General features: G+C 64.2%; 26 protein-coding genes. 5 read left to right on the top strand and 21 right to left on the bottom strand.

From position 1 onward, the window contains the following. Positions 1-105: 105 nt before the first annotated feature. Positions 106-495, bottom strand: a complete 390-nt coding sequence (locus AC5RU3_RS15415) for a LysM peptidoglycan-binding domain-containing protein (protein WP_309071428.1) — start codon at positions 493-495, stop codon at positions 106-108. Positions 496-860: 365 nt separating this feature from the next. Here AC5RU3_RS15415 and lexA point away from each other — a divergent pair, with 365 nt between their 5' ends. Next, positions 861-1,514, top strand: a complete 654-nt coding sequence (gene lexA, locus AC5RU3_RS15410) for a transcriptional repressor LexA (RefSeq protein ID WP_309071440.1) — start codon at positions 861-863, stop codon at positions 1,512-1,514. A gap of 24 nt (positions 1,515-1,538) precedes the next feature. Here lexA and AC5RU3_RS15405 read toward each other — a convergent pair whose 3' ends face one another. Then, a complete protein-coding gene (locus AC5RU3_RS15405) occupies positions 1,539-3,560 on the bottom strand; it encodes an ATP-dependent DNA helicase (protein ID WP_493966105.1) in 2,022 nt (673 codons plus the stop codon). After that, complete coding sequence (gene hflX, locus AC5RU3_RS15400; RefSeq protein ID WP_309071426.1) at positions 3,553-5,121, bottom strand: GTPase HflX; 1,569 nt, start codon at positions 5,119-5,121, stop codon at positions 3,553-3,555. Before hflX ends, AC5RU3_RS15405 begins: the two co-directional genes overlap by 8 nt. 134 nt (positions 5,122-5,255) lie before the next feature. Between hflX and AC5RU3_RS15395 the strand changes: the two genes are divergently transcribed. Then, complete coding sequence (locus tag AC5RU3_RS15395; protein WP_493966104.1) at positions 5,256-5,864, top strand: class I SAM-dependent methyltransferase; 609 nt, start codon at positions 5,256-5,258, stop codon at positions 5,862-5,864. Between the two features lie 12 nt (positions 5,865-5,876). Here AC5RU3_RS15395 and dapF read toward each other — a convergent pair whose 3' ends face one another. From dapF to AC5RU3_RS15365, 6 genes are all read right to left on the bottom strand, one after another. Further along, positions 5,877-6,821: a diaminopimelate epimerase gene (gene dapF / locus AC5RU3_RS15390; protein WP_493966103.1), complete on the bottom strand. Its 945-nt coding sequence runs from the start codon at positions 6,819-6,821 to the stop codon at positions 5,877-5,879. A 1-nt stretch (position 6,822) separates the two neighbouring features. Next, positions 6,823-7,755: a tRNA (adenosine(37)-N6)-dimethylallyltransferase MiaA gene (gene miaA, locus AC5RU3_RS15385; protein ID WP_493966102.1), complete on the bottom strand. Its 933-nt coding sequence runs from the start codon at positions 7,753-7,755 to the stop codon at positions 6,823-6,825. 1 nt (position 7,756) lies between these two features. Beyond that, on the bottom strand, positions 7,757-9,295 hold the full coding sequence (gene miaB / locus AC5RU3_RS15380) for a tRNA (N6-isopentenyl adenosine(37)-C2)-methylthiotransferase MiaB (protein ID WP_375164427.1): 1,539 nt from the start codon (positions 9,293-9,295) through the stop codon (positions 7,757-7,759). Positions 9,296-9,376: 81 nt separating this feature from the next. Beyond that, positions 9,377-9,970, bottom strand: coding sequence for a regulatory protein RecX (locus AC5RU3_RS15375; protein WP_309124192.1), 594 nt, complete (start codon positions 9,968-9,970; stop codon positions 9,377-9,379). 3 nt (positions 9,971-9,973) lie between these two features. After that, the gene (gene recA, locus AC5RU3_RS15370) at positions 9,974-11,038 is read right to left on the bottom strand and encodes a recombinase RecA (RefSeq protein ID WP_309072184.1); all 1,065 of its coding nucleotides are present in this window, start codon (positions 11,036-11,038) and stop codon (positions 9,974-9,976) included. Positions 11,039-11,259: 221 nt separating this feature from the next. Then, positions 11,260-11,478, bottom strand: a complete 219-nt coding sequence (locus tag AC5RU3_RS15365; RefSeq protein ID WP_309072175.1) for a DUF3046 domain-containing protein — start codon at positions 11,476-11,478, stop codon at positions 11,260-11,262. Between the two features lie 41 nt (positions 11,479-11,519). Here AC5RU3_RS15365 and AC5RU3_RS15360 point away from each other — a divergent pair, with 41 nt between their 5' ends. Next, positions 11,520-11,993 carry a MarR family winged helix-turn-helix transcriptional regulator gene (locus AC5RU3_RS15360; protein WP_309072176.1) on the top strand — a complete coding sequence of 158 codons (474 nt, stop codon included), beginning with the start codon at positions 11,520-11,522 and terminating at the stop codon, positions 11,991-11,993. A gap of 62 nt (positions 11,994-12,055) precedes the next feature. On the opposite strand, the gene AC5RU3_RS15355 is transcribed toward AC5RU3_RS15360, so the two are convergent. From AC5RU3_RS15355 to dapA, 6 genes are all read right to left on the bottom strand, one after another. Beyond that, positions 12,056-12,496 (bottom strand): helix-turn-helix domain-containing protein, encoded by a 441-nt coding sequence (locus AC5RU3_RS15355; RefSeq protein ID WP_309072177.1) that lies wholly within the window; start codon positions 12,494-12,496, stop codon positions 12,056-12,058. 93 nt (positions 12,497-12,589) lie between these two features. After that, entirely contained in the window at positions 12,590-13,108 is a 519-nt protein-coding gene (locus AC5RU3_RS15350) for a CinA family protein (RefSeq protein WP_493966101.1), read from the bottom strand. A gap of 9 nt (positions 13,109-13,117) precedes the next feature. After that, on the bottom strand, positions 13,118-13,708 hold the full coding sequence (pgsA, locus tag AC5RU3_RS15345; RefSeq protein ID WP_493966100.1) for a CDP-diacylglycerol--glycerol-3-phosphate 3-phosphatidyltransferase: 591 nt from the start codon (positions 13,706-13,708) through the stop codon (positions 13,118-13,120). 9 nt (positions 13,709-13,717) lie between these two features. Then, the gene (locus AC5RU3_RS15340; protein ID WP_493966099.1) at positions 13,718-16,552 is read right to left on the bottom strand and encodes an FtsK/SpoIIIE family DNA translocase; all 2,835 of its coding nucleotides are present in this window, start codon (positions 16,550-16,552) and stop codon (positions 13,718-13,720) included. A gap of 51 nt (positions 16,553-16,603) precedes the next feature. Further along, positions 16,604-18,295, bottom strand: a complete 1,692-nt coding sequence (locus AC5RU3_RS15335) for a ribonuclease J (RefSeq protein ID WP_309072181.1) — start codon at positions 18,293-18,295, stop codon at positions 16,604-16,606. An 18-nt stretch (positions 18,296-18,313) separates the two neighbouring features. After that, a complete protein-coding gene (gene dapA / locus AC5RU3_RS15330; protein WP_309124434.1) occupies positions 18,314-19,237 on the bottom strand; it encodes a 4-hydroxy-tetrahydrodipicolinate synthase in 924 nt (307 codons plus the stop codon). 43 nt (positions 19,238-19,280) lie between these two features. On the opposite strand from dapA, the gene AC5RU3_RS15325 reads away from it, so the two are divergent. After that, positions 19,281-20,465 carry a heparan-alpha-glucosaminide N-acetyltransferase domain-containing protein gene (locus tag AC5RU3_RS15325; protein ID WP_493966098.1) on the top strand — a complete coding sequence of 395 codons (1,185 nt, stop codon included), beginning with the start codon at positions 19,281-19,283 and terminating at the stop codon, positions 20,463-20,465. Here AC5RU3_RS15325 and AC5RU3_RS15320 read toward each other — a convergent pair. From AC5RU3_RS15320 to AC5RU3_RS15295, 6 genes are all read right to left on the bottom strand, one after another. Continuing rightward, positions 20,462-20,935, bottom strand: a complete 474-nt coding sequence (locus AC5RU3_RS15320) for a hypothetical protein (protein WP_309070616.1) — start codon at positions 20,933-20,935, stop codon at positions 20,462-20,464. The two genes, AC5RU3_RS15325 and AC5RU3_RS15320, sit on opposite strands and share 4 nt — an antisense overlap. Further along, positions 20,935-21,693 carry a 4-hydroxy-tetrahydrodipicolinate reductase gene (dapB, locus tag AC5RU3_RS15315; RefSeq protein ID WP_309123951.1) on the bottom strand — a complete coding sequence of 253 codons (759 nt, stop codon included), beginning with the start codon at positions 21,691-21,693 and terminating at the stop codon, positions 20,935-20,937. Before dapB ends, AC5RU3_RS15320 begins: the two co-directional genes overlap by 1 nt. A 78-nt stretch (positions 21,694-21,771) precedes the next feature. After that, complete coding sequence (locus AC5RU3_RS15310) at positions 21,772-22,203, bottom strand: molybdenum cofactor biosynthesis protein MoaE (RefSeq protein WP_309123950.1); 432 nt, start codon at positions 22,201-22,203, stop codon at positions 21,772-21,774. Next, positions 22,193-22,675, bottom strand: coding sequence for a MogA/MoaB family molybdenum cofactor biosynthesis protein (locus AC5RU3_RS15305; protein ID WP_309070580.1), 483 nt, complete (start codon positions 22,673-22,675; stop codon positions 22,193-22,195). The genes AC5RU3_RS15310 and AC5RU3_RS15305 overlap by 11 nt, the downstream gene beginning before the upstream one ends. Next, positions 22,672-23,151: a cyclic pyranopterin monophosphate synthase MoaC gene (gene moaC / locus AC5RU3_RS15300; RefSeq protein WP_493966097.1), complete on the bottom strand. Its 480-nt coding sequence runs from the start codon at positions 23,149-23,151 to the stop codon at positions 22,672-22,674. Before moaC ends, AC5RU3_RS15305 begins: the two co-directional genes overlap by 4 nt. Next, positions 23,148-24,458: a molybdopterin molybdotransferase MoeA gene (locus AC5RU3_RS15295; RefSeq protein ID WP_493966096.1), complete on the bottom strand. Its 1,311-nt coding sequence runs from the start codon at positions 24,456-24,458 to the stop codon at positions 23,148-23,150. Before AC5RU3_RS15295 ends, moaC begins: the two co-directional genes overlap by 4 nt. A 149-nt stretch (positions 24,459-24,607) precedes the next feature. Between AC5RU3_RS15295 and moaA the strand changes: the two genes are divergently transcribed. Further along, positions 24,608-25,684 carry a GTP 3',8-cyclase MoaA gene (gene moaA / locus AC5RU3_RS15290; RefSeq protein WP_309070583.1) on the top strand — a complete coding sequence of 359 codons (1,077 nt, stop codon included), beginning with the start codon at positions 24,608-24,610 and terminating at the stop codon, positions 25,682-25,684. Position 25,685: the final 1 nt, after the last annotated feature.

The following is a 25,685-nucleotide window of genomic DNA, read 5'->3' as shown; positions in this document are numbered from 1 at the left end:
CCGAGTTTAAGGCCGCTCGATCCGCAACGCAGAATCGCACCGTGCGACCTGTTGCCGTGTTACGCCGGTTACGTCACCCACCCGCGCGAAGCATGTCTACCTGGGCTACGGGGCGTCCACTGGAATATGCAGGGACTGGCCAGCCTGCACGGTGGAGGATGCCAGAGCATTGAGCTCGACGATCTCCTGGACAACCGCACGTGGATCCCGTTCGGGTGCATATTCGGCTGCCAACGTCCAGAGAGTCTCTCCGGAGGCGACGTTGACCCGCACGGTGTCCGAGACGGCGCCGCCAACGCCGGTGGCCTGAGCCTGCGAGGTGAAGAATGAGCCGACAATGAGCGCAGCTGCGGCAAGGAGAGCAAGCGGCACGGCTACCAGCACGATCCACCCACGGCGCGTCAGGTGCAGGCGAACTGGCTTGCCGGCCCCGGGACGGGAAGCGATGTTGAAGCTAAGCGAAGGAGCTGATCCTGCAAAATGGAGCGTCGACATGGCGTCCACCTTTCTTCTTGTGCGGAGTCCCACAAGCTTTATTCGAACCTGTGTTCTATTCCTCTGGGTTTATTTTTAGCATCTTTGAACTAATATTGTCGAGACTCGCTCGAACAAATGTTTGAAAAGACGTTCCCTCTCCCCTAGCGTTGCTGGAAAGGGTGAGGGCGCGGCCGCTTTCGAAGACCAGCTCATCACCCACCACTGACAAAACAGGTTGGAGAGCCGGAGGGCCGGGTCCCGCCGGAGGGAAGGGATGCATTCTCGTGGCAGATCTCAACGCGGCAGGGGACATCACGGAGGTACCGCCGACCGACGTCAAGCGCGGACGCGGACGGCCGCGGGGCAGGGCCACGCCCAAGGGAATGACAGCCCGGCAAAAGAAAATCCTCGAAACAATCCAGCGCAGCGTGGCTGCACACGGCTACCCACCATCCATGAGGGAAATCGGAGACACCGTCGGTCTCGCCAGCCTGTCGAGCGTGACTCACCAGCTGGCCCAGCTTGAGCGCATGGGTTATATCCGGCGCGATCCAAAGCGGCCCCGGGCAATGGAGATACTTCTTCCCCTCACCCTGGGAGAGAGTTCATCGCGTGTGCTGCCCGACTCCGGCTCGATGGAAGAACCGGCGGCGTCTGCTGTTGACGCGGCCATGGTTCCGATGGTCGGACGCATCGCCGCAGGCGGCCCGATCCTGGCGGACCAGGTAGTGGAGGACGTCATGCCTCTCCCCCGGCAACTCGTCGGCCATGGGGACCTCTTCATGCTGCGCGTCTCCGGCGACTCCATGATCGACGCCGCTATCTGCGACGGGGACTGGGTGGTGGTCCGCAAGCAGAGCAACGCCGAGAACGGTGACGTGGTGGCAGCGCTGCTGGACGACGAGGCGACCGTGAAGACCTTTCGGCAGCGGGACGGCCATACCTGGCTTCTGCCGCAGAACACCAGCTATGAGCCGATTCTTGGGGACCACGCCACGATCATGGGCAAAGTCGTATCGGTGATGCGCGCCCTCTGACCGGCCGCTCCGGCAGCCCTGGACTTAGGCGGCGTGCGTCGCGGCCAGCCGGGAGAGAACGGCGAGTGCCGTTGCCCGGTCCGTCGTCGGCCAGAAAGGCGGCAGTGCGGATCGCAGGAAGCCCCCATAGCCGGCCGTTGCAAGACGGGAATCCAAAATGGCCACCATCCCCCGGTCGTCGTGCGCCCGGATCAGGCGGCCGGCACCCTGAGCGAGGCGGACGGCCGCATGCGTAGCTGAGACGTGCATAAACCCGTTTCCTCCCGACTTGGCAACTGCCCGCGTCCGGGCAGTCATCAGCGGATCGTCCGGCCGGGGGAAAGGTATACGGTCGATCGTCACCAGCCTGCAGGAACTTCCGGGCACATCAACGCCCTGCCACAGTGACATAGTGCCGAAAAGGCAGGTGTCCGGTTCTTCGGAGAACTGCTTAACCAGTGCCGACATGGAGGATTCTCCCTGGCACAGTATCTCGACGTCCACCCGCGTGCGCAGAGCGTCGGCTGCCTCCTCCGCGGCGCGACGGGACGAGAACAATCCGAGCGCTCCGCCGCGGGAAGCCGTGATGAGGGCAACGAGTTCGTTCAGCTGTTCCTCCGAGGTGCCCCTGCCGGGTTTCGGCAGGTCCCTGGCAACGTACAGAACTCCCTGCCGGGGATAGTCGAACGGGCTGCCGACGTCGACGCCGGTCCACGAAGGAGCGCCCTCTCCCGTTAGCCCCAAAGAACCTGCAACAGGCCCGAACTCGGAGCCGATGGCCAGGGTCGCGGAGGTGAGAACGACTGTATGGTCCTCGAACAGGCCGCGCCTCAGCCGGCCGGCAACTGAAAGAGGGGCGATGCTGATTGTCGCCGGCGAAGAATCATCCGCGGAGGAATAGCCCGAGCCGGGCGTGAAGGTGCTCGGTCGATGGGCCCAGAGCACTTCACCCGCGCCGCCTGCTGCAACCATCCGCTCGGATAGCTCCAGCAGCATCAGCAGGCGGGAACGGGCCATTTGGCGTCCGCCGTCGGCCGACTGGGCCGCCCCGTCCGAACTCGACTCGGAGAGTGCCAGGCGGCAGGCTTCCCGCAGCTGGACGAGGGCGAGTTCCTGCTGCTCGCTGAGGCCGCCGGCCATCAGCCCGGTGGGCTGGGCGTCGAAGGCCAGCTCGAAGGCCGCTTGTGCCGCCTGCAGGGTGTCCGTGCTGGCGCTCAGATGACGCCTCGCTGCGGACGAGGCCGCCCCGATCAGAGCCCCTGACAGCTGACCGGATACGGCCGAGGTGACGCGGTCGTGTAATTCATGCGCCTCATCGATGACCACCACATCATGCTCGGGCAGTACTGCAAGCCCCTCGAATGCGTTGATCGCCAGCAGAGCGTGATTGGTGATGACGATGTCCGCCTGCCCGGCCTTCTCCCGCGCCCGCTCACTGAAGCATTCCTCAGCGACCGGGCACTTCTGCGCTCCGAGACACTCCATGCTCGACACGGAGACCTGGCGCCAGGCGCGGTCGCTCACGCCGGGAAGAAGTTCATCCCGGTCCCCGGTGTCCGTCTCCTCAGCCCACTCCCGCAACCGGACAATCTCACGGCCCAGCGGTGTACTGGGGCCGGCCGACGGATGCGGTGAAGCGGCGTCTCCGTCCAGGGAGAACAAGGCGCCGGAGTCGTCCTCGTCGGGAAAGCCCCCCGCAGTCTTGTGCTTGCAGACGTAATTGCTTCGGCCTTTGAGCAGAGCCACATTCACCGGCCGGGGCAGGGCTCCCTGCAGGGTGTCAAGGAGCCGGGGAAGGTCGCGATTGACGATTTGCGCCTGCAGTGCCAGCGTCGCCGTTGATACAACGGAGGTCGTGTCGCTCTTGACCGCGTGCGCAATGAGCGGCAGGAGATAGGCCAGTGACTTACCCGTTCCGGTGCCGGCCTGCACCAGTAGGTGGGTGCCGCTGTCGATAGCTTCCTCGACCTGACTCACCATCTCATGCTGCCCGCTGCGCTGCTGTCCGCCCATCGCTTCCACGACGGAATCGAGCAGTTGAAGGGGACTTACGTTCCCCTTAGCCATGCTTGACGAACGGCTCCAATTCTGCGGCCAGGCCCTCCCTGACCATGACCTCAACCTCTGTACCGTCTTCGATGTGCTCCAGACGGAGGATTTCCGCATCTGGTTGGTGCAACCGGCTGACGATCTCGCCGCGCTGGTAGGGCACCAACAGGGTCAGCTTCACGCTGGGACGCGGAATCGCCTGGCTGATCAGGTGCAGCAGCTCGTCGATTCCCTGACCGGTGCGGGCCGATACGATAGCGTGCCGCGGTTCCCGCTGCCGAAGGCGTTCCAGGACGAAAGGATCCGCAGCGTCGGCCTTGTTGAGGACGACGATCTCCGGCACCTTGCGGGCGTCGACCTCGGTCAGAACTTCCCTGACCGCAGCGATCTGACCCTCAGGGTCGGGGTGCGAGGCATCAACGACGTGAAGGATCAGGTCAGCGTCAGCGACCTCCTCGAGCGTCGACCGGAAGGCCTCAACCAGCTGGGTAGGAAGAGACCGGACGAATCCGACGGTGTCCGCAAGAGTGAACTCAAGCCCATCCGGCGTCTGAGCCCGGCGGATGGTTGGATCCAGGGTTGCGAAGAGCGCGTTTTCCACCAGGACGCCGGCGTCCGTCAACCGGTTCAGCAACGAAGACTTACCCGCGTTGGTGTACCCAGCAATGGCCACGGACGGAACCTCATGACGACGGCGGTTGGCCCGCTTGGTCTCACGCGCCGGCTTCATCCCTGCGATTTCGCGCCGGAGCTTGGCCATTCGGGTGCGGATCTTACGCCTGTCGAGTTCGATCTTGGTTTCACCGGGACCACGGGAGCCCATGCCTGCTCCGGCACCACCGACCTGGCCACCGGCCTGGCGGGACATCGATTCACCCCACCCACGCAGCCGCGGAAGGAGGTACTCAAGCTGCGCGAGCTCCACTTGCGCCTTACCCTCACGGGACTTCGCATGCTGGGCGAAGATGTCGAGGATCAGGGCCGTCCGGTCGATCACCTTGACCTTGACGATATCTTCCAGTCCGCGGCGTTGGGATGGCGCCAGTTCGCTGTCGACGATAACGGTATCCGCGCCGGTTGCCATCACAATGCTCTTCAGCTCCTCGGCCTTACCGGCTCCCAGGAACGTGCCCGGGTCAGGCTTCAAGCGTCGCTGGATGATGCCGTCAAGCACTTCCGATCCCGCCGTCTCTGCCAGCGCAGCGAGTTCCCGCAGGGAGTTTTCGGCTTCCTCTAAGGTGCCTTCAGTCCAGATGCCTGCAAGGACGACGCGTTCGAGACGCAGCTGCCGGTACTCGACCTCGGTGACGTCCTCGAGTTCCGTGGACAGGCCTGCCACGCGCCGCAATGCACGCCGCTCCTCGAGGTCCTGCTGCTCACCGTCATACTCGGTGTGCTCCTCGTCGAGGTCCGACAGCGCCTGTGCCCGGCTCTGGGGCCCGCTGCCGAAACGGCGGGGTGCGCTGCTAGCGCTGGACGATGCGGGGTCCTTGGCAAGGATCCGGTCGATGACGGCCTGAATCTCATCCGGGCCCATCTCCGGCTCGGGCGTCGCCGACGCTCCGTGATGTGTGGTCATACTCTCCCTTGGTAAGTGTCTTTCCATGGTAGTCCGTTGCCGCAGCTGTGTGGGGAGGATTCTCTGAGCGCGAAGAGTGGCAGCCCGTCTTCTGAGACACCTGGCCTTCGCCATGCGCATTAGGCTTGAACACTATGGATTCGCAGCACTACTTCAGCGCCGCCCCCTCCGGACCGGATCGCCGCCGTCCGCTGCGGGTGACCCTTGCCGGCAAGGAACGGGAACTGGTGACGTCAGGCGGCATCTTCAGCCCTGATGGGGTGGACAAGGGCACGGCCATCCTGCTGTCGGAGGTGCCGTCCCCTCGGGGTGTCAATCTGCTTGATATTGGCTGCGGGTGGGGGCCAATCGCCCTCACCATGGCGATTCAGGCGCCTGACGCGAACGTCGTCGCGGTCGATGTCAACGAGCGCTCGCTGGAGCTGACACAAGAAAATGCCCGCCGGCTGGGCCTGGGCAACCTCACCGCTACCTTGCCCGACGACGTCGACCCGGACATCTCCTTTGACACGATCTGGTCTAATCCTCCGATCCGCATCGGCAAGGAGGCCCTGCACGAGCTGCTCCTGCAGTGGCTTCCGCGCCTTGCACCGGGCGGAACCGCGTGGCTCGTAGTGCAGAAGAACCTGGGGGCCGATTCATTGCAGCGATGGTTGGGCACAGAGCTTCCAGCCGGGTACGACGTCGATCGTGCAGCGACCGCGAAATCCTTCCGCGTTCTGCGTGTCAAACGCAGCCGCTGACGCGCACGACGGTTAGGCGAAGACCCCGTTGGCCACCAGGACAGCCGGCCCGCTGAGGTGCACGTGCTCCGAGCCACCGGCGCTGGGCGCGAATCGCACGCCCACGGTCCCGCCCGGGACGGTAACGCTCCAGATGTCCGGGGCATCCTCGCCGGCCCAGTAACGGGTGGCAACCGCCGCCGCGCAGGCACCGGTGCCGCAGGACAGCGTTTCTCCTACACCGCGCTCGTGGACGCGCATGCTGACCTGGCCCACGCCGTCGTGCATCAGGGGATCATGCGGGACCACGAATTCGACGTTGGTACCGTTCGGCGGCACAGGGTTCACGACGGGGGCGTCAAAGAGGCGAGTTGCGCGCAGTTCGGCAATTTCGGCGAGGGCGACGACCGTATGCGGGTTACCCATGCTGATGGACAGGCCCGGGCGGGCAACCTGAAGTCCATCGGCGTCCACGAGCGAATCCGTGGCACGCTCAGCGGCTGCCCGGGGGTAGATAAACTCCCAGGCTCCCATGTCCACCGAGTAACCGTCCACGGAACGTTCGACCCGCTTCACGCCGCCGCGCGTTCCCACGGCCACGACGGCGCCTTCCGGCAGGTCTATCAGGCCGCTGCTGACCAGAAAGTGAACGAAGACGCGGACTCCGTTACCGCACATCTCGGACACCGAACCGTCACCATTGCGATAGTCCATGAACCACTGCGCGTCCGGAGCCTGCTCAAGCAGGGCGCGGCCCTCGGGAAGGTACGACGACGGCACCGCCCGGATGAGCCCGTCAGCGCCGATGCCCCGGTGCCGGTCGCAGGCAACCGCCACGTCAGCTGCGGTGAGGTCCACCGATCCGTCGGTATCAGCAACGAGGATGAAGTCATTGCCCGTCCCGTGTCCCTTGGTGAAGGGCAGGCCGGACAGACGCGAACGTGCGGACAGTGCTGCTTCGGCGGATGTGCTCACCATTCTAGGATAGGGCTCCCCCGCTACGGACCGCTCTCTCGGCGAGCTCGACGAGCTCCGGATGACGCCAGTCGACCCAATGGACCCTTTGGTCAGCCCGGAACCACGTCAGTTGCCGGCGGGCGAAGCGGCGGGTGGCCGCGATCGTGTCCGCTGCCGCCTCCGCCGTCGACCATTCGCCGTCGAGCACGTGCAGGAACTGGCTGTAGCCCAGAGCGCGTGCGGCTGTGCGCCCCTGACGCAGGCCCTGGCCGTCGAGCATCCGCACCTCGTCTTCCAGGCCGGCCTCGACCATGAGGTGCACCCGCTTCGCTAGCCGTTCCTTCAGGACCTCCCGGTCCACTTGCAGTCCGATCTGCACAGCCGGTTGGTGGTACACACGTTGCGGCATGAAGGAACTGAAGGGGCGTCCTGTTATTTCGTGCACCTCCAGTGCCCGGATAACCCTGCGCTCATCACCCAGCCGCTCTGCCGAAACTGGGTCCACCACAGCGAGCCGGTCTCGCAGGGCCGCTGGTCCGTTCTCGTCGTTCTCGGTCTCCAGACGCGCGCGTACCGCGGCGTCGGTCGGCGGAAACTCGAGTTCATCCAGAGCTGCGCGCACATAGAGGCCCGATCCACCCACGAGGATGGGCACGTTCCCCCTCGCACGTATGTCCGTGATGACCTGGCGGCTGTACTCCTGATAGCGGGCGACACTGGCCTCTTCCCGCACATCAAGGATGTCCAAAAGGTGGTGCGGAACCCCTTCGCGGTCCTCGACCGGCAGTTTGGCTGTGCCGATATCCATGCCTCGGTAAAACTGCATCGCGTCGGCGTTAATGACCTCGCCGTCCAGCCTGTGGGCCAGCGCGATACCCAGCTCGGATTTGCCCGAGCCCGTGGGCCCGACGACGGCGATCAGCGGCAATCGTCTGGCCGGTCCAGTTCCGCTCACCTCAGTTACGGCGTTGGGGAAGCGACGGCATGCCGAGGGCGACGCCCTTTCCTCCTGGTCCACCCGCGCCCGGTACCGGTGCACCGCAGGACTCCGCCTGCGATCGGTCCCAGGCGTCTCCCGCTCGGGACCGCCTCAGGTGATAATCCTGCAGCGAGGGGTCGGCCACCAGGTGGAACGGGGCTGCTCCGGTGACGGTCACGGTGACCACATCACCCGGCCGCGGGGTATCGGCACCCGGCGGGACGGAGAAATGGACGAGCCGCTGATCCTGCGCACGTCCGCTCAAACGGTGTGTCTCGTGAGCCTTGCGGCCCTGTTGCGCGGTGACGAGCACTTCCACGCGTCGACCCACCTGAGCCGCGTTCTCCTCCCCCGATATACGGTCCTGCAGGGCGGTGAGACGCTCGTACCGTTCCTGAACCACTGCCTTCGGAAGCTGGTCCGGAAGCTCGGCGGCCGGAGTTCCCGGGCGCTTCGAGTACTGGAAAGTGAAAGCAGTGGCGAAGCGGGCCTGCTCAACAACACGGAGGGTTTCCTGGAAATCCTCCTCTGTCTCACCGGGGAAGCCGACAATGATGTCCGTAGAGATCGAGGCATGCGGCATGCGCATCCGGACCCGGTCGAGGATTCCGAGGAATTTCTCCGACCGGTAAGAGCGGCGCATTGCCTTGAGGATGCGGTCCGAACCGGACTGCAGCGGCATGTGAAGCTGCGGAGCGACGTTGGGTGTCTCTGCCATGGCATCAATCACGTCGTCTGTGAAGGCCGCCGGGTGCGGGCTGGTGAACCGGACCCTTTCCAGCCCGGGAATGTTGCCGCACGAGCGCAGCAGCTTGGCGAAGGCGCCCCGGTCACCAAACTCCACACCATAGGAATTTACGTTTTGCCCGAGGAGGGTGACTTCAATGGCGCCGTCGGCAACGAGGGCTTCGATCTCGGCGAGAATTTCCCCGGGACGGCGGTCCTTCTCCTTCCCACGCAGCGAGGGCACGATGCAGAAGGTGCAGGTGTTGTTGCAGCCGACTGAGATCGATACCCAACCCGAGTACACGGAATCGCGCTTGGTGGGCAGAGTGGAAGGGAAAACATCAAGCGACTCGAGGATTTCGAGCTGCGCCTCGTCATTGTGCCGGGCACGCTCCAGCAGAGCGGGTAACGCGCCGATGTTGTGGGTTCCGAAGACTGCGTCGACCCAGGGCGCCTTGCGGAGGATGGTGTCGCGGTCCTTCTGAGCAAGGCAGCCGCCGACTGCAATCTGCATCCCCGGCCGCGCCTGCTTGACGGGAGCTAATTGGCCGAGATTGCCGTAGAGCTTGTTGTCAGCGTTCTCGCGAACCGCGCAGGTGTTGAAGACGACGACGTCGGCCTGATCGCCGGCAGCGGGAACGTAACCTGCGTCTTCCAGTAGGCCGGCGATGCGTTCGGAATCATGCACGTTCATCTGGCACCCGAACGTGCGCACGTCGTACGTGCGCCGGGCTGATGGGACTGGCTCTGGCTCGGCCTGAGTGGACGGGAAAACAACTGTGGAACTCACCAGTTAAGGGTACGGCCCGCTGCGCCCAGTCCCAATCCGGCCCACGCCCTGCCCTCTGCAGAGGTTTGCGGGCACCGGACCCTACTGCTCGGCGAGGACATCCTTGACGATAGAAAACGCGATCGACGGCGAGTAGCCCTTTCGGGAAAGCATCCCCACGAGGCGTCGCACCTGCTTATCCTGTGCGCCACGGTCTCCAGGGTCAGCCAGTGGCCTCACTTTCCGGCGTACCAGTTCCGCGGCCGCGGCGCGTTCGTCCTCATCGGTGCGCTGGGACAATGCCTCATCAGCGAGCTCCGCTGCAATACCCTTGTCGGCGAGCTCCCGCCTGATGGCTGACCTTGCAAGCGACCGGGTCTGAGCCCTGCTTCTGACCCACATGCGGGCAAACTCTGCATCGTCGATCAGCTGGACTTCTTCGTAGCGGTCGAGGATCTCCTGTGCCACCCCGTCAGAAACACCGCGCTCGAGCAGCTTGCTGTGCAGCTGATGACGGCTCCGAGGAGCCATCGATAGTTGCCTCAGAACAATCGAGCGCGCCACCTCATAGGGGTCCGCTTCGGGTGTGACGTCCGCAGGTGTGCCCGGCACGGGCGTCTGGGGCCCGTTCCTCTTACCGGAGCGCCGGGTGCCCGGCTGACGGGCACCCGGCACTCGGGGGAATTCACTCGTCAAAGCCTAACGGCCGCCTTCACCGCCGACTGCCTTGAGTTTGGGACTGTCTTTTTCCGGAGCGGCCTCTGCTGCGCCTCCCACTCCGAGCTTCTCGCGGATTCGCCTCTCCAGTTCATCCGCAAGGTCAGGGTTGTCGATGAGGAATTTACGGGCGTTCTCTTTGCCCTGTCCCAATTGGTCGCCGTCATAGGTGAACCATGCACCGGACTTCTTGACAAGACCGTTCTCTACGCCGACATCGATGAGGCCACCCTCTCGGGAGATTCCGAAGCCGTACAGGATGTCGAACTCTGCCTGCTTGAAGGGCGGAGCCATCTTGTTCTTGACGATTTTTGCCCGCGTCCGGTTACCGACCGGATTAGTGCCTTCCTTAAGGGTCTCGATGCGCCTCACGTCGATACGCACAGACGCGTAGAACTTCAACGCCTTGCCGCCCGTGGTGGTTTCCGGGCTCCCGAAGAACACACCGATCTTCTCGCGAAGCTGGTTGATGAAGATGGCAGTGGTCTTGGTCTGGCTCAGGCGCCCGGTGATCTTTCGAAGCGCCTGGCTCATCAACCGGGCCTGCAGGCCGACGTGACTGTCGCCCATTTCACCTTCGATTTCGGCGCGGGGAACAAGTGCGGCAACGGAGTCGATGACAACGATGTCGATGGATCCTGAGCCAACGAGCATGTCCATGATCTCCAACGCCTGCTCACCCGTGTCCGGCTGAGAGACCAACAGCGCATCGGTATCCACGCCCAGCTTCTTGGCATACTCAGGGTCCAGGGCATGCTCGGCATCAATGAAAGCGGCGATTCCGCCGTTGCGCTGGGCATTGGCCACGGCGTGCAGCGCGACCGTGGTTTTACCCGACGATTCCGGTCCATAGATTTCGACGACGCGACCACGTGGCAAACCGCCGATTCCGAGCGCAGCGTCAAGAGCGATGGAGCTCGTGGATATGGTTTCGATGGGAGCACGGACCTCGTCGCCAAGGCGCATGACTGACCCCTTGCCGTATTGCTTGTCAATCTGGGCCAGTGCGGCCTCAAGAGCCTTCTCACGATCGGCTGGTACGGCCATCATTCACCTCGGTTTACTCGTGGCCACCTAAGGCCCGTTTAACTGTTCCTCTTGACCGTAACGTCCCCCTCCGACAAAGCGCCTTTGAGGGCAACCGATGTGGACATCTCCCGTTTTTCTGCGGAGCTGTGGAGGACGGGCGGCGTGATTATTCTCTGTGCTCAGCATAGTCCGAACCCGAATACATATTCGATTGATTCGCGCGCGTGTTCCGCCGATGTCTAGCGCGGCTTCACGTCCCGACCGAGCCGCCGGTACTCAGGGACGTCCTGCATTTCACAGACCGCGATCCACACGGCCCTCGGATCGATGCCGGCGCCCAGGGCCTCGGCCGGTGTTCTGTCACCCAACCCCGAGAGGTGCAGGGTCTGAGCCAGTGTCCGTGAATAGGCGGACCCGAATTCATCATCCATCAAGCGCCAAAAGTCGCTTGTGCGCATGCCGCGTTCTCCTTGTCCTGATAAACCCTAGAATGAAACGCATGACTGTAGACCGCCAGGAACCCGATGCCTCCGTCGATGCTGCCGTGCAGGCGTTGGAGCAACAGCTCAGCATGCTGTGGAGGCGCGCGCGGTCGAACTCCTACAAAGTAGCTCGGCGCGTCCATCCGGATATGGAGCCGGCGGCCTACGGGCTGCTGGTCATACTACAGCGGGAGGGGTCAATGCGCCTGACAGACCTGGCCGCCAGCATCGGGGTAGGCAAGCCGTCCGTCAGCCGGCAGATTGCGATGCTGGAGCAGCTGGGCCTGGTCCAAAAGACCGCTGACCCGCTCGATGGCCGCGCCCAGTCGATCAGCCTCACTGAGGACGGCTTGACCCAACTCTCTGCCGCGCAGGAGGCCCGCAAGGAGGCATTCCACCAGTTGATGGAAGACTGGAGTCTGGCCGACCTCACAACGCTCGGAAACCTTATTTCCCAGTTGAACCAGACCTACACCAAGGACAACTGGTAGCACAGACATGTGAAGAGGCCCGCCGCATGCGGCGAGCCTCTTCAAGCCTGCTGGAAGCAGATCTAGTTCTTGGTTACTGCCAGTCCGCGGCTGAAACCGTCGGTAAAGTCGTCCGGCATATCGCCGCCGAACTGCTGGGCGAACTCCTGAGGGACGGTGTCCGGAACAGCGACCCCCTCGGCTTCAGCCAGACGGTCACTGACCTCCCGAAGCATCATGGACAGAGGCACATCGAGCGCGGAGCAGATCGACGAAAGCAACTCCGAGGACGCTTCCTTCTGACCCCGCTCAACCTCGCTCAGATAGCCGAGCGAAACCCGGGCGCTGTGCGACACTTCCCTGAGCGTACGGCCCTGGCGCTGGCGGACGTCGCGCAGGACGTCCCCGATCTCGTGGCGTAAAACGACCATCTTGCGCTCCTTCGGCTTACGTTGCGGATCTTCTGCCAACCCCACATCCCGCCAACGGATGACACCGTTTACGGATACGGGTTGCTTTACCATGTGTATCGCCTAACTCCCTTGTGCCGGCCGCTGAGCGACCTTCTGATTTAAGCCTAGCCCGTCTTGCGTCTGCGTGCCGGACACTATTGATAACTATTGCGGTACGCCGTTTGTTCCCAGCGGCTCCCGTTCGAGCACCTCCGTGAGCATGTTCACGGCTGCTTCACAGGAAGCCTTCCGGATCTGGGCACGGTTTCCCTCGAATCGGAATTCCCGCACAATGCAGCTTTCGCCGGAGGTCACAGCTACGACGACCGTTCCTACTTCCTTGCCCTCGTGCGGTTCCGGCCCGGCAACGCCAGTGGTGGCTACGCCGATGTCTGCTCCGCACGCTGCTCGCGCGCCCAGCGCCATCTGCAGGGCGACTGCCGGATCGACGGCGCCCACGCGCGCGAGAAGCCCCGCGTCGACACCAAGGAGCGATTCCTTCAGCTCACGATGGTACGACACCACGCCACCCCGCAGCACCGCCGAGGCACCTGGTACCTCAGCCAGGACCGCAGCGACCATTCCGGCCGTCAGTGACTCGGCGGTGGCAATGGTCAGTCCGCGTTCTGCAGCCAGGGCAACTACTCTCGCGGGCGCCGCTGCACCCTTCTGGTTCAATGCCACAGCGTTCGGTCAGGCCGAGGTGTTTCGAGCCGTGCGCCGTAGGCGCACAGCCTGAAGGATGTAGTCGACGCCGGTCACCACAGTGATCACAAGTGCTGCCAACATGACGGTGACGGCCGGCCAGAACGCCCAGCTTCCCAGCGCCGGGACAAGCAGGTAGAGGAAGATTGCCAGGGTCTGGACGACAGTTTTCAGCTTCCCGCCGCGGGAGGCCGGCATGACACCGTAGCGGATCACGGCGAACCTCAGCAGGGTGATTCCAAGCTCGCGAACCAGAATCACAAGAGTGACCCACCACCAAAGCTCACCCAGCACGGACAGGAGGATCAGTGCTGAACCGATCAGCAGCTTGTCCGCGATGGGATCTGCAATCTTCCCGAAGTTTGTGATGAGACCTCGGCTGCGGGCGATGTCCCCATCAAGCTTGTCGGTGTAGATGGCGATCGCAAACGTTGCGACGGCGAGCCATCGCAGGAGGCCGCCCTGGCCTGCGTCCGCCAGGAGGAACCAGACGAAGAACGGCACCAGCGCAATCCGGACGACCGTCAACACATTGGCGACGTTCAGGACTGGTACCGCTCCGGCTTCAGAATTGCTCACGGACCAAGGCTACCTGCCTGTCAGGGACCAAGCGTCTTCAGAGCCGTCGTCTTCGTCGTCGTCATGGTAGTCGACCGCTTGAGGGCGGGAATCGAGATCGTCTGCGACGAGATCAGTCACCGCACCGGGCTGGTAAGAGGAATCGGGTGCCGCGGTCTCCGCCGGAGCCGCCGAGGGCGGGTCATCCCCTCGCATGGCTGCCAGGACCGGACCGAGATCGTCCGGCTTCACCAGGACGTCGCGAGCCTTCGAGCCCTCCGACGGGCCAACCACACCCCTCGATTCGAGCAGATCCATGAGGCGCCCTGCCTTCGCGAAACCGACGCGAAGCTTCCGCTGGAGCATCGAGGTGGAACCGAATTGCGTCGTGACCACCAATTCGGTGGCTTGCAGCAGGACATCGAGATCATCGCCGATGTCGTCGTCAATCTGCTTCTTGGGCGCCTCGACTGCGACGTCCTCGCGGTAGACCGCCTTCAACTGTTCCTTGACGTGCTCCACCACCCGATGGATCTCCGACTCGGTTACCCAGGCACCCTGCACGCGCATAGGTTTCGACGCGCCCATGGGCAGGAACAGGGCGTCACCCTGACCGATCAGCTTTTCCGCACCGGGCTGGTCAAGGACCACCCGCGAGTCGGTCACAGAGGAGGTGGCGAAGGCCATCCTGGAGGGAACGTTGGCCTTGATCAGACCGGTAACCACGTCTACCGATGGGCGCTGGGTGGCCAGTACCAGGTGAATACCTGCCGCCCTCGCAAGCTGGGTGATTCGCACGATTGAGTCTTCGACGTCGCGCGGGGCAACCATCATGAGGTCGGCAAGCTCGTCGACGATCACCAACAGGTACGGATACGGGCGGACCACTCGTTTGGAGTCCGGCGGCGGGACCACCTTCCCGTTGCGTACAGCCTTGTTGAAGTCGTCAATGTGCTTGTAGCCGTAGTTGGCGAGGTCGTCATAACGCGTGTCCATCTCACGGACAACCCACTGGAGGGCTTCAGCAGCCTTCTTCGGGCTGGTGATGATCGGGGTGATGAGGTGCGGAACGCCCTCGTACGCCGTAAGTTCAACCCGTTTCGGGTCGACCATGATCATGCGCACCTCATCGGGCGTGGCCCGCATGAGGATGGACGTGATCATCGAGTTCACGAAGGAGGACTTACCCGCACCGGTTGCGCCCGCCACCAGGAGGTGCGGCATCTTGGCGAGGTTGGCTACAACGTACCCGCCTTCGACGTCCTTGCCGACACCCATGACCATCGGATGCTCTGTCTTGCGCGCATTGCCTGAACGCAGGACGTCGCCCAGAGACACCGTTTCACGGTCGGTGTTGGGGATCTCAATACCGATGGCTGACTTGCCGGGGATCGGCGAAAGGATTCGTACGTCCGAGCTCGCTACCGCATAGGAGATGTTCTTGGACAGAGCGGTGACCCGCTCCACCTTGGTGCCCGACGCCAGTTCAATCTCGTACCGGGTCACCGTCGGACCCCGGGAGAACCCGGTGACCTTCGCATCGACGTTGAACTGTTCAAGGGTGTGGGTCAGCGCGGCAACGACCGCGTCGTTTGCCTCCGAGCGCTCCTTGGGCGGGGTGCCGGCCGGCAGGTAGTCGGATGGCGGGAGCGTGTACGTGACGTCACCGGCGAGAGAAAGCTGCTCGGTCCGCTGCGGAATCGGCGTTGTAGGTGCCTGCGGCTGAACCGGATTGGATGGGACCGGCGCGGGTTGCGCAGCCGGAGCACTGGCGGGAGGAAGCACCGACATGGCTTCGGTGGCAGGTTCGGCGGCGCCCAGCCCCTGATTCCGCTTGATCTTCTCTGTAGCCATCTCCTGCTGCGTGGGACGCCGCACACCCGGGGGAATCGTCGGCGGCGCGGGAGGAGTGTCAGCGTCGTCGTCGAGCACGGCACGTTCAAAGGCTTCGTCCCCGACGTAACCGTCCAGCTCCTCTTCCTCGGCCGTGTTCTTTCTACCGCCGAAGAGGCGTGACTTCTTCTTTGGCTTGGCCGGGGCGCGTTCACGATCGGACAGGTAGCTCTGGTCGTGTTCATCGCTGTCGCTGTCGCGGTCATTGAGGTCCTGGCCCATGAGGTGCTCGTACAGGTGGCGCAGCCGGGACGGGATATGGCGGAAGGGGGTGGCCGTGATGATGAGGATGCTTACGAAAATCAAGAAGGAGAGCACAACAGCGACGGGCCAGACAGAGAGGAGGGCTGTTGCCGGTGCGGCAATGAGGTACCCGATTACTCCCCCGGCTCGCCACAGCGGGTCCAGTCCGGCGGCAAGTTCGGGTTGGCCGCCGACGAGGTGTGCGATACCTGCTCCGCAGAAAGTAAGGACGGTCAGCCCAATTCCGATGCGGTTGTTCGCGCGCGGGTTCTCCGGATAGCGGAAGAGGCGAACTGCTCCGGTAAGCAGGATAAAGGGCAGGAGCAGGGCCATCCAGCCCACCGATCCCCCGGCAATTGCGTGGATGGCATCGGCAACCGGTCCCGTGAGCGCCCACCACTCAACCGTCGCGACGGCGACTGCACAGAGGAAAAGGAAGAAGCCTGTACCGTCCCTGCGGAGGTCTTTCTGTGGCTGGACGTCATGGCCGAACTTCCGGATCGCGCCGGCGATCAAATGTGCCAGTGCCATCCAGAACCCGCGGACTGCCCGCAGCGGCAGCGGAAGCTTTTCCTCAGCTTCAGGCAGCGGCTGCGTCTTGCTGGTTCCGCGCGCCGTCGACCCCCGGCCGGCAACGGCCGTGCTGCGGGTGCGCGGCTGCGAACCTCGCGACTGTGGAGCTCGCGGCTGTTGACCCCGCGAAGAAGGAGGGGAAGTACGGGTCGCCATACTCGCTACGCTACCGGACCGGGCCCCTGCTTCCGGGGATTAGCACGCCAGCTAGGCTTCGAGAACGACCGGAATGATCATGGGACGGCGTCGGTAACGGCGGTTGACCCAGGTTCCGACGACGCGGCGTACCACCTGCTGAAGCTGATGCGTGGTGTGGTCCTTGTTGCTCATGACGGCCTCGGCCAGGGCAGAGCTGATTTTCGGCTTGATGTCGTCGAAGACCGAATCGTCCTCGGCGAAGCCCCGGGCATGGATGTCCGGACCGGAGACGATGGTTCCCGTACTGCGGTTGACCACGGTGATGATCGAGATGAACCCCTCCTCGCCGAGGATGCGGCGGTCCTTCAGGTCGGCGTCGGTGATCTCGCCGATGCTTGAGCCGTCCACGTAGACATATCCACACTCCACCGCGCCCACGATACGTGCGACGCCGTCCTTCAGGTCCACAACGGAACCGTCATCTGTCTGGAGGACGTTCTCGCTCGGGATACCGGTCTGGATCGCAAGGTTCCCATTCGCGATCAGATGGCGGGTTTCGCCGTGCACGGGCATGACGTTCTTCGGCTTGAGAATGTTGTAGCAGTACAACAGTTCTCCCGCAGCCGCATGCCCCGAGACGTGAACGCGCGCGTTGCCCTTGTGGATCACGTCGGCTCCGAGCTTGAGGAGTCCGTTGATGACGCGGAAGACGGCGTTCTCATTCCCGGGAATGAGGGAGGAGGCCAGGATGACGGTGTCTCCCTTGCCCACGGTGATGGGGTGATCACCGTTGGCCATACGGGACAGCGCTGCCATCGGCTCGCCTTGTGAGCCCGTGGACATCAGCACCACCCGGTCATCGGGGAGGTCGTCCACGTTCTTCACATCGACCAGGATTCCATCAGGCACTCGGAGGTAGCCCAGTTTCGCGGCGATGGACATGTTGCGCACCATCGAGCGGCCGGCAAAGCACACGAACCTGCCGTGCGCCTGGGCTGCATCGAGTACCTGCTGCACGCGGTGGATGTGGGAAGAGAACGAGGCAACGATCACACGCTTCTTCACCTGGCCGAACAGCCGGTCAAGCTCTGGTCCGATTTCACGTTCGGCTGTCGTGAATCCCGGTACGTCAGCGTTGGTGGAGTCAACCATGAACAGGTCAACCCCCTCTTCGCCGAGGCGCGAGAAGGCACGCAAATCCGTGATACGCCCGTCAAGCGGCAACTGGTCCATCTTGAAGTCACCGGTGTGCAGAACGGTTCCGGCCTTCGTGCGGATGAACACAGCGAGCGCATCGGGGATGGAGTGGTTGACCGCAACAAACTCACACTCAAACGGCCCGAACTGTTCGATCTGACCCTCAGCAACGGTCAGGGTGAAGGGACGGATCCGGTGCTCCTGGAGCTTCGCTTCGATCAGTGCCAGCGTCAGCTGCGATCCGATCAGCGGTATGTCGGCCTTGAGGCGGAGCAGGTAGGGCACTGCGCCGATGTGATCCTCGTGACCATGGGTGAGCACGAGGCCCACCACGTCATCCAGCCGATCCTCGATATAGGAGAAGTCCGGCAGGATCAGGTCGACGCCGGGCTGGGTCTCCTCGGGGAACAGAACCCCGCAGTCCACAATCAACAGCTTGCCGCCAATTTCGAAGACGGCCATGTTCCGGCCGATTTCTCCGAGTCCGCCGAGCGGAACGACCCTTAGGGTTCCCTCGGCGAGTGGCGGAGGCGGGACGAGTGTGGTCCCTGCGAGTTCTGTCATACGTCGGCCTTTCGGAGGTTAGCGGGTTGCGCCCGCGGAAAAGTCCCAGCCCGCTTCGGCAAGGTCAGTCAGTACCGGTTCCATTTCGACGGCGGTGGGCTCGACCAGGGGCAACCTCACCACGGAGTTCGGGAGCACTCCCTGCATCCGCAGGATCTGCTTGGCGGAAACAGCACCCGGAATATGGGTCATGACCGCGCGGACCACCGGGTCGAGATCGAAATGAACCTTTCTCGCGGTGGCGAAGTCACCCGCCGTCGCGGCATCGACTAGCGCGCGGAACTGCGCGGTGGCTACGTGGGCACTGACGCTTACGACGCCGACGGCGCCGGCGGCCATCCACGGCAGCGTCAGGCCGTCATCGCCTGCGTAGACGTCCAGCGCTGTGTTGGCGAGCACCCGTGTCACCGCCGCATAGTCCGCCTTGGCGTCTTTCAGCGCAAGGATCTTGGGGTTGTCAGCCAACCGGATCATGGTTTCAGTGCTGATGGGGATACCTGCCCGGCCCGGGATGTCATAGATCATGATCGGCAGGTCAGAGGCGGCGGCCACCGCGTCGAAGTGTGCCAGGACGCCGGACTGTGTCGGCTTGTTGTAGTAGGGAGTGACGACGAGCTGTCCGTCTGCACCCGCGCGCTGGGCGCGCTGAGCCATCTCGACCGAGTGGGACGTGTGGTTCGTGCCGGTACCGGCGATGACCTTGGCCCGGCCGCCCACCGCTTCCACGACAACGCGAAAAAGGTCTTCCTTCTCCTGGTCCTCCAGGGTGGACGTTTCACCGGTCGTTCCGGAAATCACCAGGCCGTCACACCCGTCCTCGACCAAACGGACCGCCAGCGCAGCCGTTGCATCGAAGTCCACAGCGCCGTCGGGGGTAAACGGAGTCACCATGGCAGTGACGAGGGAACCGAATGGGAGCGGGTGATTATCGGAGGCAGCCATAGGTCAAACTTACCCGCTGCAGCGGGCGTGAGAACATTCCATCATGGCCATCACACAGAGCCCGGGCAGGCTGAGCGGTATCGATGCGGCCAGGGGCATAGCCCTTTTCGGCATGATGTCCACCCACGTTTTCCCCCTTTACCTGGAGGGCAGCTCCGAGGCTTCATGGATAGGTGCCACCTTCTCCGGACGGTCATCTGCCCTGTTCGCACTCGTGGCGGGTATCGGTCTGGCACTGCTGACCGGTGGCAACGCCTTGCACAACCGCGGCGGTATCTCCCGCGACCGCAGGGGGATCGCTGCGCGCGCCGTCGTTATTGCAATGGTGGGCCTGATGCTTGGCGGCCTCGAAACCAACATCGCTGTGATCCTCTTCCACTACGGAATCCTGTTCCTGATGGCTTTGCCGTTCGTGGGGATGCCGCGGGGGCAGCTGGCGTGGTGGGCCGTCGCCTGGACGCTGCTCTCCCCCGCCGCGGCATTCTTGCTGCGGCCCTGGGCCGACGCCAACATCGACCCTTCGGATCTGGACGGTAATCCCGCGCTCGAGCACTTCGGGCAGCCTGCAACACTGCTCGCGGATATCCTCGTGACCGGTTACTACCCCGCGATTCAGTGGCTGAGCTATCTCCTGCTCGGCATGCTCATAGGCCGTCTGAACCTGAGGGCACCCGGCGTCCAGTTCGGCCTGCTACTCGTCGGAGTGGGCGTTGCAAGCACGGCGAAGTTCATCAGCGCGTTGCTGCTGGGGCCGCTTGGCGGGCTGGCTGTCCTGCTCGATACTCCCCAGGCACAGCGCTACGACATCAAGGCAATGCTTCCAGTCAGTCTGACGGGGGTCGACCAGGCCGGCACCTGGTGGTGGCTTGCAGCCAGCGCTCCCCACTCCGGCACGCCGCTGGATCTGATGCACACCGCTGGTACGGCAGCGGCCGTCGTCGGGCTCTGCCTCGTGGTGACACGTCGGCTGCCCTGGCTGCTGCTGCCGCTGTCGGCTCCCGGTGCAATGACGCTGACCCTTTACTCCCTGCACATCTGGGTAATGAGTATCGTCGACCAGCAGGAGGTTCCCCTGGACCCTGCGCCGGTCTACTGGGCCCAGGTGACCGTCTTCGTTGCCCTTGGGCTGCTGGTGCGGAAACTAGGCGCGCGCGGGCCGCTGGAATTTGTAGCGGCCGGCGCAAGCGACGCGGCCCGCTCACCGGGCAGGGCACGAAGGCCCGGCTAGTCCGCTTCCCCGCGGAAAAGCTTCGCTGCGTGACGCATTGAGCGGCGTGCGCGCGTGCGGTCGCCGGCGGCGTCGTAGGCGCATGAGAGCCGGAACCAGGAACGCCAGTCGCCCGGATTGGCTTCGGCTTCCGCCTGGTACGCGGGGAACTGCGCATCGGCTGCCTCCCGCACGATGCGGCCCGCAGGCGTGCGTGGCAGGTCATCCACCGGCAAACCGCCCTCTGAGTCGAGTGTGGACGCCATCCGCTCGGTCTGGGCGCCGAACGAGAGTTCCCGAACCAGGGCCCATGCGCCGATCATCGGAAGGAGGAGGTAGGCCACACCAAGCGCCTTGGCGACGGGATCCGGATCGGTCAGCAGGATCACGCTTCGCTGCAGTGCGACTATGAGCCAGAAAGCAAGGAGAACAGTGACGAAGACCACGCCTATTTTGACGCGATGTTTCTTCAGAAAGTCCACAGTCTGCATCACGCCTGCAGGTCCAGGTAACCGTCCAGGCCCACGGTGAGGCCAGGACGCGAACTCACCTCGCGGACCCCGAGCAGCACGCCCGGCATGAAGGACTCGCGGTGGAACGAGTCGTGGCGGATGGTCAGCTGCTCGCCGACGCCCCCGAAGAGGACCTCCTGGTGCGCTACGAGACCCCGCAAGCGCACGGAGTGAACACGGACACCGTCGATGTCACAGCCGCGGGCACCGTCGCGTGCCGTTCGGGTGGCATCCGGGCTCGCGGCGAGCCCGGCCTCGCGACGCGCGTCGGCAATGAGAGCCGCCGTCCGCTCCGCCGTGCCTGACGGTGCATCCACTTTGTCCGGGTGGTGGAGTTCGATGAGCTCAACCGATTCGAAGTACCGCGCCGCCCGGGCGGCGAAGGCCGTTGCGAGCACCGAGCCGAGGGCGAAGTTGGGCGCGATCAGCACACCGACGTGACGGTTCCGATCCAGCAATCCCTCGAGACGACCGATTCGTTCCTCGTCCCAGCCGGTGGTCCCGACGACGGCGTGAATGCCGTGCTCGACGGCGAACGCCACGTTGTGTTCGGTGCTCTCCGGCACCGTGAGGTCCACAATCACCTGCGCGCCAGCTGTCACAATGTCCTCGAGTGAATCTGTCCTGCCAAGGGCAGCGACTAGTCGGAGGTCAGCAGCAGCATCGATAGCCTTGACGGCCTCGGTACCCATGCGGCCGGAGGCGCCAAGAACGGCAACGGAAGTCGGTTGAGTCATGGGGCTAAGCCTACTGGCCGAGGGTCTCGCGCCGAGCGCCAGCGAGACGTGGGAGGCCAGCAGGCGCTACTGGTCCGGTCAGCCCTCGACGCCGACCCATTCGACCGAGCCGTCCGCGAAGAACTGCTCCTTCCAGATGGGGGCGCGGGCCTTGACGGTGTCGACGAGCTCAGTACACGCTGCAAATGCTTCGCCGCGGTGGCCCGAGGCCACGGCTGCGACCAGGGCCGGATCCCCAATCGCCAATGGGCCGGTGCGGTGCGCCACCCAGATCCGGATGCCTTTGTACTTTTCGGCGATTTCCGCGGCGATCTCGGCGATCACGTTTCCCGCGGAAGGGTGGGCGCTGTAGCCCAGGCGGTCAACCTGCCGGCCGCCGTCGTGGTTGCGCACCACTCCCCCGAAGCCCACCACCGCTCCGCAGTCAGCGGAACCTACGACGCTGAGGGCAAGATTCAGGTCGAGGGGCTCGGCGGAAACGCCGGCGTGCAGGACAGTGCTAGTGCTCATGGCTTCCCTCAAGTTGCTCGCAGATGTGGTCAAGAACGGGGTCCAGTACGTCCAGGCCGTCCTGGACTGCCCCCGGCGATCCCGGGAGATTGATGACGAAGGTGGAGCCGGACACTCCGGCAAATCCACGGCTCAATGCGGCCATGGGAGTCTTTGCGGCTCCTGCCCGACGGACCGCCTCCATGATTCCCGGCAACGAACGGGTGAGGAAGGGTTCGGTGAGCTCAGGGGTGACGTCGTCGGCGCTCAGGCCAGTGCCTCCGCTGGTGATGAGCACGGACGGTGCGCCGCCAAGGCAGAGGGCGAGGGCCTCGCGCACTGCATCGCCGTCAGGAACCACTTCCGCACGCTGCACGGCGTAGCCCTTTCCCACCAGCCAGCGCTGGATCAGGGGCGCGCATTCGTCCTCGTACACGCCTGCCGCGGCACGCGTCGACGCGATGATCAGCGCGGCTGTTCTGGGGGAACTCATGCGATCCAGTCCCCGCTCTTTCCGCCCGATTTCGCCAGGACCCGAATGTCCGTGACGACGGCGTGCTTGTCCACGGCCTTGATCATGTCGTAGAGCGTCAGGGCGGCAACGGACGCCGCAGTCAATGCCTCCATCTCAACGCCGGTCACAGCGGTGGTCTTCACCGTTGCCGTCGCGACGACCGCGTCGCCGTCCGGGGCGAAGTCGAGGGTCACCTTGCTCAACGGCAACGGGTGGCACAGCGGTATCAGCGTCGAGGTCTGCTTGGCCGCCATGATTCCCGCTATGCGGGCCACCGCGAGGGCGTCTCCCTTGGGAAGGTCGCCGTCCACGATCAGCGCGATGACTTCCGGGGTTGTCCGCAGGACGCTCTGGGCGGTTGCCTCGCGCGCGGTAACGGCCTTCGCCGATACGTCGACCATGTGTGCTGAGCCGTCGTCGCGCACATGGGTCAGCCGGGCTTGGGGTTCGGTCATGTCAGCGCCTCTCGGTTGGGGTTGCTGGGATGAAGTGGTTGCACGACGCCGCGGAGCTCGCTGAGCAGCCATACGGCAACCGGTGTGCCCGCCTCCACAGTGCCCGTTCCGACGGGCAGGTGCACAAGCGCGTTCGATCCGGCAAGGGCGTGCAGGAGGTGGGAACCTGGCCCGCCAAGCAGCGTAACGTCTCCGATCCCCTCCCCCTGGCCGGTTCGGTCTGTGTAGAGCCCCCGGCGGACCTGGTGCTTATTTTCCGGCGAACGGACGTCCTCGGTGAGCCGTGCCGGCAGGCAGACCCGGTTACCCGGTATCCCGGTAACTGTGCTGAGCGCGGGCCGGAGGAACATTTCGAAGGAGACCAGCGCGCTCACTGGGTTGCCTGGGAACCCGAGGAAGGGCACTCCGTTGATGGTACCGATGGCCTGCGGCCCGCCGGGCTGCATGGACACCGACAGGAACTCGACGCTGCTGTCTGCCAGCGCCTGCTTGACCACTTCATAGGCACCCTGGCTGATGCCGCCGGTACTCAGGATGAGATTGACCGGCCGGCCGATGGACTGCAGTGCATCCCTCAGTTCCTCCGGATTGTCAGCCACGATGTTGTGGAGCTGTACTTCCGCGCCCGCCTCTTCAAGTGCCGTCGTCAGCAGTGTGGTGTTGGCGTCGAAAATCCGGCCGGGTGCAAGCGCGGTGCCGGGTTTCTGGACTTCGTCGCCCGTGCTGAGGAGCAACACGAGGAATCGTGGTCGCACGGACACCGTTGCCAGGCCGCAGGCCGCCACCAGACCGAGCTGCGCGGGCCCCAGCAGGGTCCCCGCCTCCAGGGCGATACTTCCAGCCGCAACATCGCTGCCTGCGCGCCGGATGAAGGAGCCCTCCTCGACGGCGGGCAACTCCACCGTGAGCTGGGAGTTCCGATACTGAGTGGTGGTGGGGAACTGGGAGGGCACCGCCCGCTCGATCGGTACGACGGCGGCTGCCCCCTCCGGGAGCATGGCTCCCGTCATGATGGGTGCGGCAGAACCAGGCAGAAGTACATCGGGTTTGGCACCGGCAGGCACCGGGGGCGCGACCGAGAACCGCCGGGCCTCGGAGCCATCGAGGTCAGCGTGGTGGACCGCGTAGCCGTCCATCTGCGAGTTGTCGAAGGGAGGCAGGCTCACGGGGGCGCGCAGGTCCTCAGCGAGCACCCGTCCCCGCGCCGCCCTGAGGGGCAGCATTTCGGCCGTCCGGTCGGCGAAGGCGCTGCTGTACCTCAGCAGTCCGAGTACGGCCTGCTGATGTTCCTCGACTGTTCGTGTCATTGTGCCCCGTTGTATCAAGCCGCGCGGACATTACGTGGTGTGCATGCGATGATGCACATCCCAGCCTAGCTGGGGCGCGTCCCGCGAAGCTCCCCGAGCCTTGGGATAAATAAATGGAGGGCCTGAGACAAAGGGCGTAATGTCGGACTATGGCAATCCCACTTGGCAGCCCTACCGTGCGCGCGAATATGCCTGCGCCCGATGCCGGGCTGGTTGATTCCTACGGGCGCAGGGCCACAGACATGCGCTTATCCCTCACCGACAAGTGCAATCTTCGCTGCACCTACTGCATGCCGGCCGAGGGTCTGGAATGGCTGCAGAAGGACCAGGTGCTCTCCCGCGAGGAAATTGTCCGGCTGGTCGCCATAGGAGTGAACATATTGGGCATCCGCGAACTTCGCCTGACGGGCGGTGAGCCGCTGGTGCGGGCGGACCTGATCGACATCATCGCCGATATCCGCGCCCAGCACCCTGACCTACCGGTATCGCTGACGACCAACGGCCTGGGCCTGGATAAGAAAGCTCAACGCCTCAAGGACGCCGGCCTGACCCGGATCAACGTTTCCATGGATTCGCTGCACCCGGACACCTTCGCCCAGCTGACCCGCCGGCCTTTCCTCGACCGGGTTCTGCGCGGTATCGAGGCGGCTGCCGCCGTCGGTCTCGGGCTGGTCAAAATCAACGCCGTACTCATGCGCGGAATCAACGACCACGAGGCGCCGGACCTGCTGGAGTGGGCTGTCTTACGTGGATTCGAACTGCGTTTCATCGAGCAGATGCCCCTCGACGCCGATCACGGATGGACCCGTGACGGGATGATCACCGCTTCCGAGATCCGAGAACGTCTCACCGAACGGTTCGTGCTCACGCCCGACCCGCGGAACCGCGACGGTGCCCCCGCCGAACGGTGGGAGGTGCGCAGGCCGGAAGCGCCCGACGTCGTTATCGGCACCGTGGGAATCATCGCCTCCGTGACGGAGCCCTTCTGTGCAGATTGCAGGCGCACGCGCGTGACGGCCGAGGGCAAGATCATGAGCTGCCTGTTCTCCCGCGAAGAAACAGATTTGCGGGACCTGCTGCGCTCGGGCGCCGACGACGACGCCATCGCCCGGCGTTGGCAGGAAGCAATGTGGGCCAAGCCCAAGGCGCACGGCATGGACCATACCGGCCTTGGGGCTGCCGACTTCGTGCAGCCCGACCGCTCCATGAGTGCGATTGGCGGCTGAA

Source organism: Arthrobacter sp. MDB1-55 (genome assembly GCF_059092925.1).
This window is presented reverse-complemented; position numbering and strand designations above follow the sequence as displayed.

Excerpts from the sequence above, each read along its gene's own strand:
- AC5RU3_RS15415 (WP_309071428.1), bottom strand. The coding sequence starts at position 495 with ATGTCGACGCTCCATTTTGCAGGATCAGCTCCTTCGCTTAGCTTCAAC.
- lexA (WP_309071440.1), top strand. The coding sequence starts at position 861 with ATGACAGCCCGGCAAAAGAAAATCCTCGAAACAATCCAGCGCAGCGTG.
- AC5RU3_RS15405 (WP_493966105.1), bottom strand. The coding sequence starts at position 3,560 with ATGGCTAAGGGGAACGTAAGTCCCCTTCAACTGCTCGATTCCGTCGTG.
- hflX (WP_309071426.1), bottom strand. The coding sequence starts at position 5,121 with ATGACCACACATCACGGAGCGTCGGCGACGCCCGAGCCGGAGATGGGC.
- AC5RU3_RS15395 (WP_493966104.1), top strand. The coding sequence starts at position 5,256 with ATGGATTCGCAGCACTACTTCAGCGCCGCCCCCTCCGGACCGGATCGC.
- dapF (WP_493966103.1), bottom strand. The coding sequence starts at position 6,821 with ATGGTGAGCACATCCGCCGAAGCAGCACTGTCCGCACGTTCGCGTCTG.
- recA (WP_309072184.1), bottom strand. The coding sequence starts at position 11,038 with ATGGCCGTACCAGCCGATCGTGAGAAGGCTCTTGAGGCCGCACTGGCC.
- AC5RU3_RS15365 (WP_309072175.1), bottom strand. The coding sequence starts at position 11,478 with ATGCGCACAAGCGACTTTTGGCGCTTGATGGATGATGAATTCGGGTCC.
- AC5RU3_RS15360 (WP_309072176.1), top strand. The coding sequence starts at position 11,520 with ATGACTGTAGACCGCCAGGAACCCGATGCCTCCGTCGATGCTGCCGTG.
- AC5RU3_RS15355 (WP_309072177.1), bottom strand. The coding sequence starts at position 12,496 with ATGGTAAAGCAACCCGTATCCGTAAACGGTGTCATCCGTTGGCGGGAT.
- AC5RU3_RS15340 (WP_493966099.1), bottom strand. The coding sequence starts at position 16,552 with ATGGCGACCCGTACTTCCCCTCCTTCTTCGCGGGGTCAACAGCCGCGA.
- AC5RU3_RS15335 (WP_309072181.1), bottom strand. The coding sequence starts at position 18,295 with ATGACAGAACTCGCAGGGACCACACTCGTCCCGCCTCCGCCACTCGCC.
- dapA (WP_309124434.1), bottom strand. The coding sequence starts at position 19,237 with ATGGCTGCCTCCGATAATCACCCGCTCCCATTCGGTTCCCTCGTCACT.
- AC5RU3_RS15325 (WP_493966098.1), top strand. The coding sequence starts at position 19,281 with ATGGCCATCACACAGAGCCCGGGCAGGCTGAGCGGTATCGATGCGGCC.
- AC5RU3_RS15320 (WP_309070616.1), bottom strand. The coding sequence starts at position 20,935 with ATGCAGACTGTGGACTTTCTGAAGAAACATCGCGTCAAAATAGGCGTG.
- dapB (WP_309123951.1), bottom strand. The coding sequence starts at position 21,693 with ATGACTCAACCGACTTCCGTTGCCGTTCTTGGCGCCTCCGGCCGCATG.
- AC5RU3_RS15310 (WP_309123950.1), bottom strand. The coding sequence starts at position 22,203 with ATGAGCACTAGCACTGTCCTGCACGCCGGCGTTTCCGCCGAGCCCCTC.
- AC5RU3_RS15305 (WP_309070580.1), bottom strand. The coding sequence starts at position 22,675 with ATGAGTTCCCCCAGAACAGCCGCGCTGATCATCGCGTCGACGCGTGCC.
- moaC (WP_493966097.1), bottom strand. The coding sequence starts at position 23,151 with ATGACCGAACCCCAAGCCCGGCTGACCCATGTGCGCGACGACGGCTCA.
- AC5RU3_RS15295 (WP_493966096.1), bottom strand. The coding sequence starts at position 24,458 with ATGACACGAACAGTCGAGGAACATCAGCAGGCCGTACTCGGACTGCTG.
- moaA (WP_309070583.1), top strand. The coding sequence starts at position 24,608 with ATGGCAATCCCACTTGGCAGCCCTACCGTGCGCGCGAATATGCCTGCG.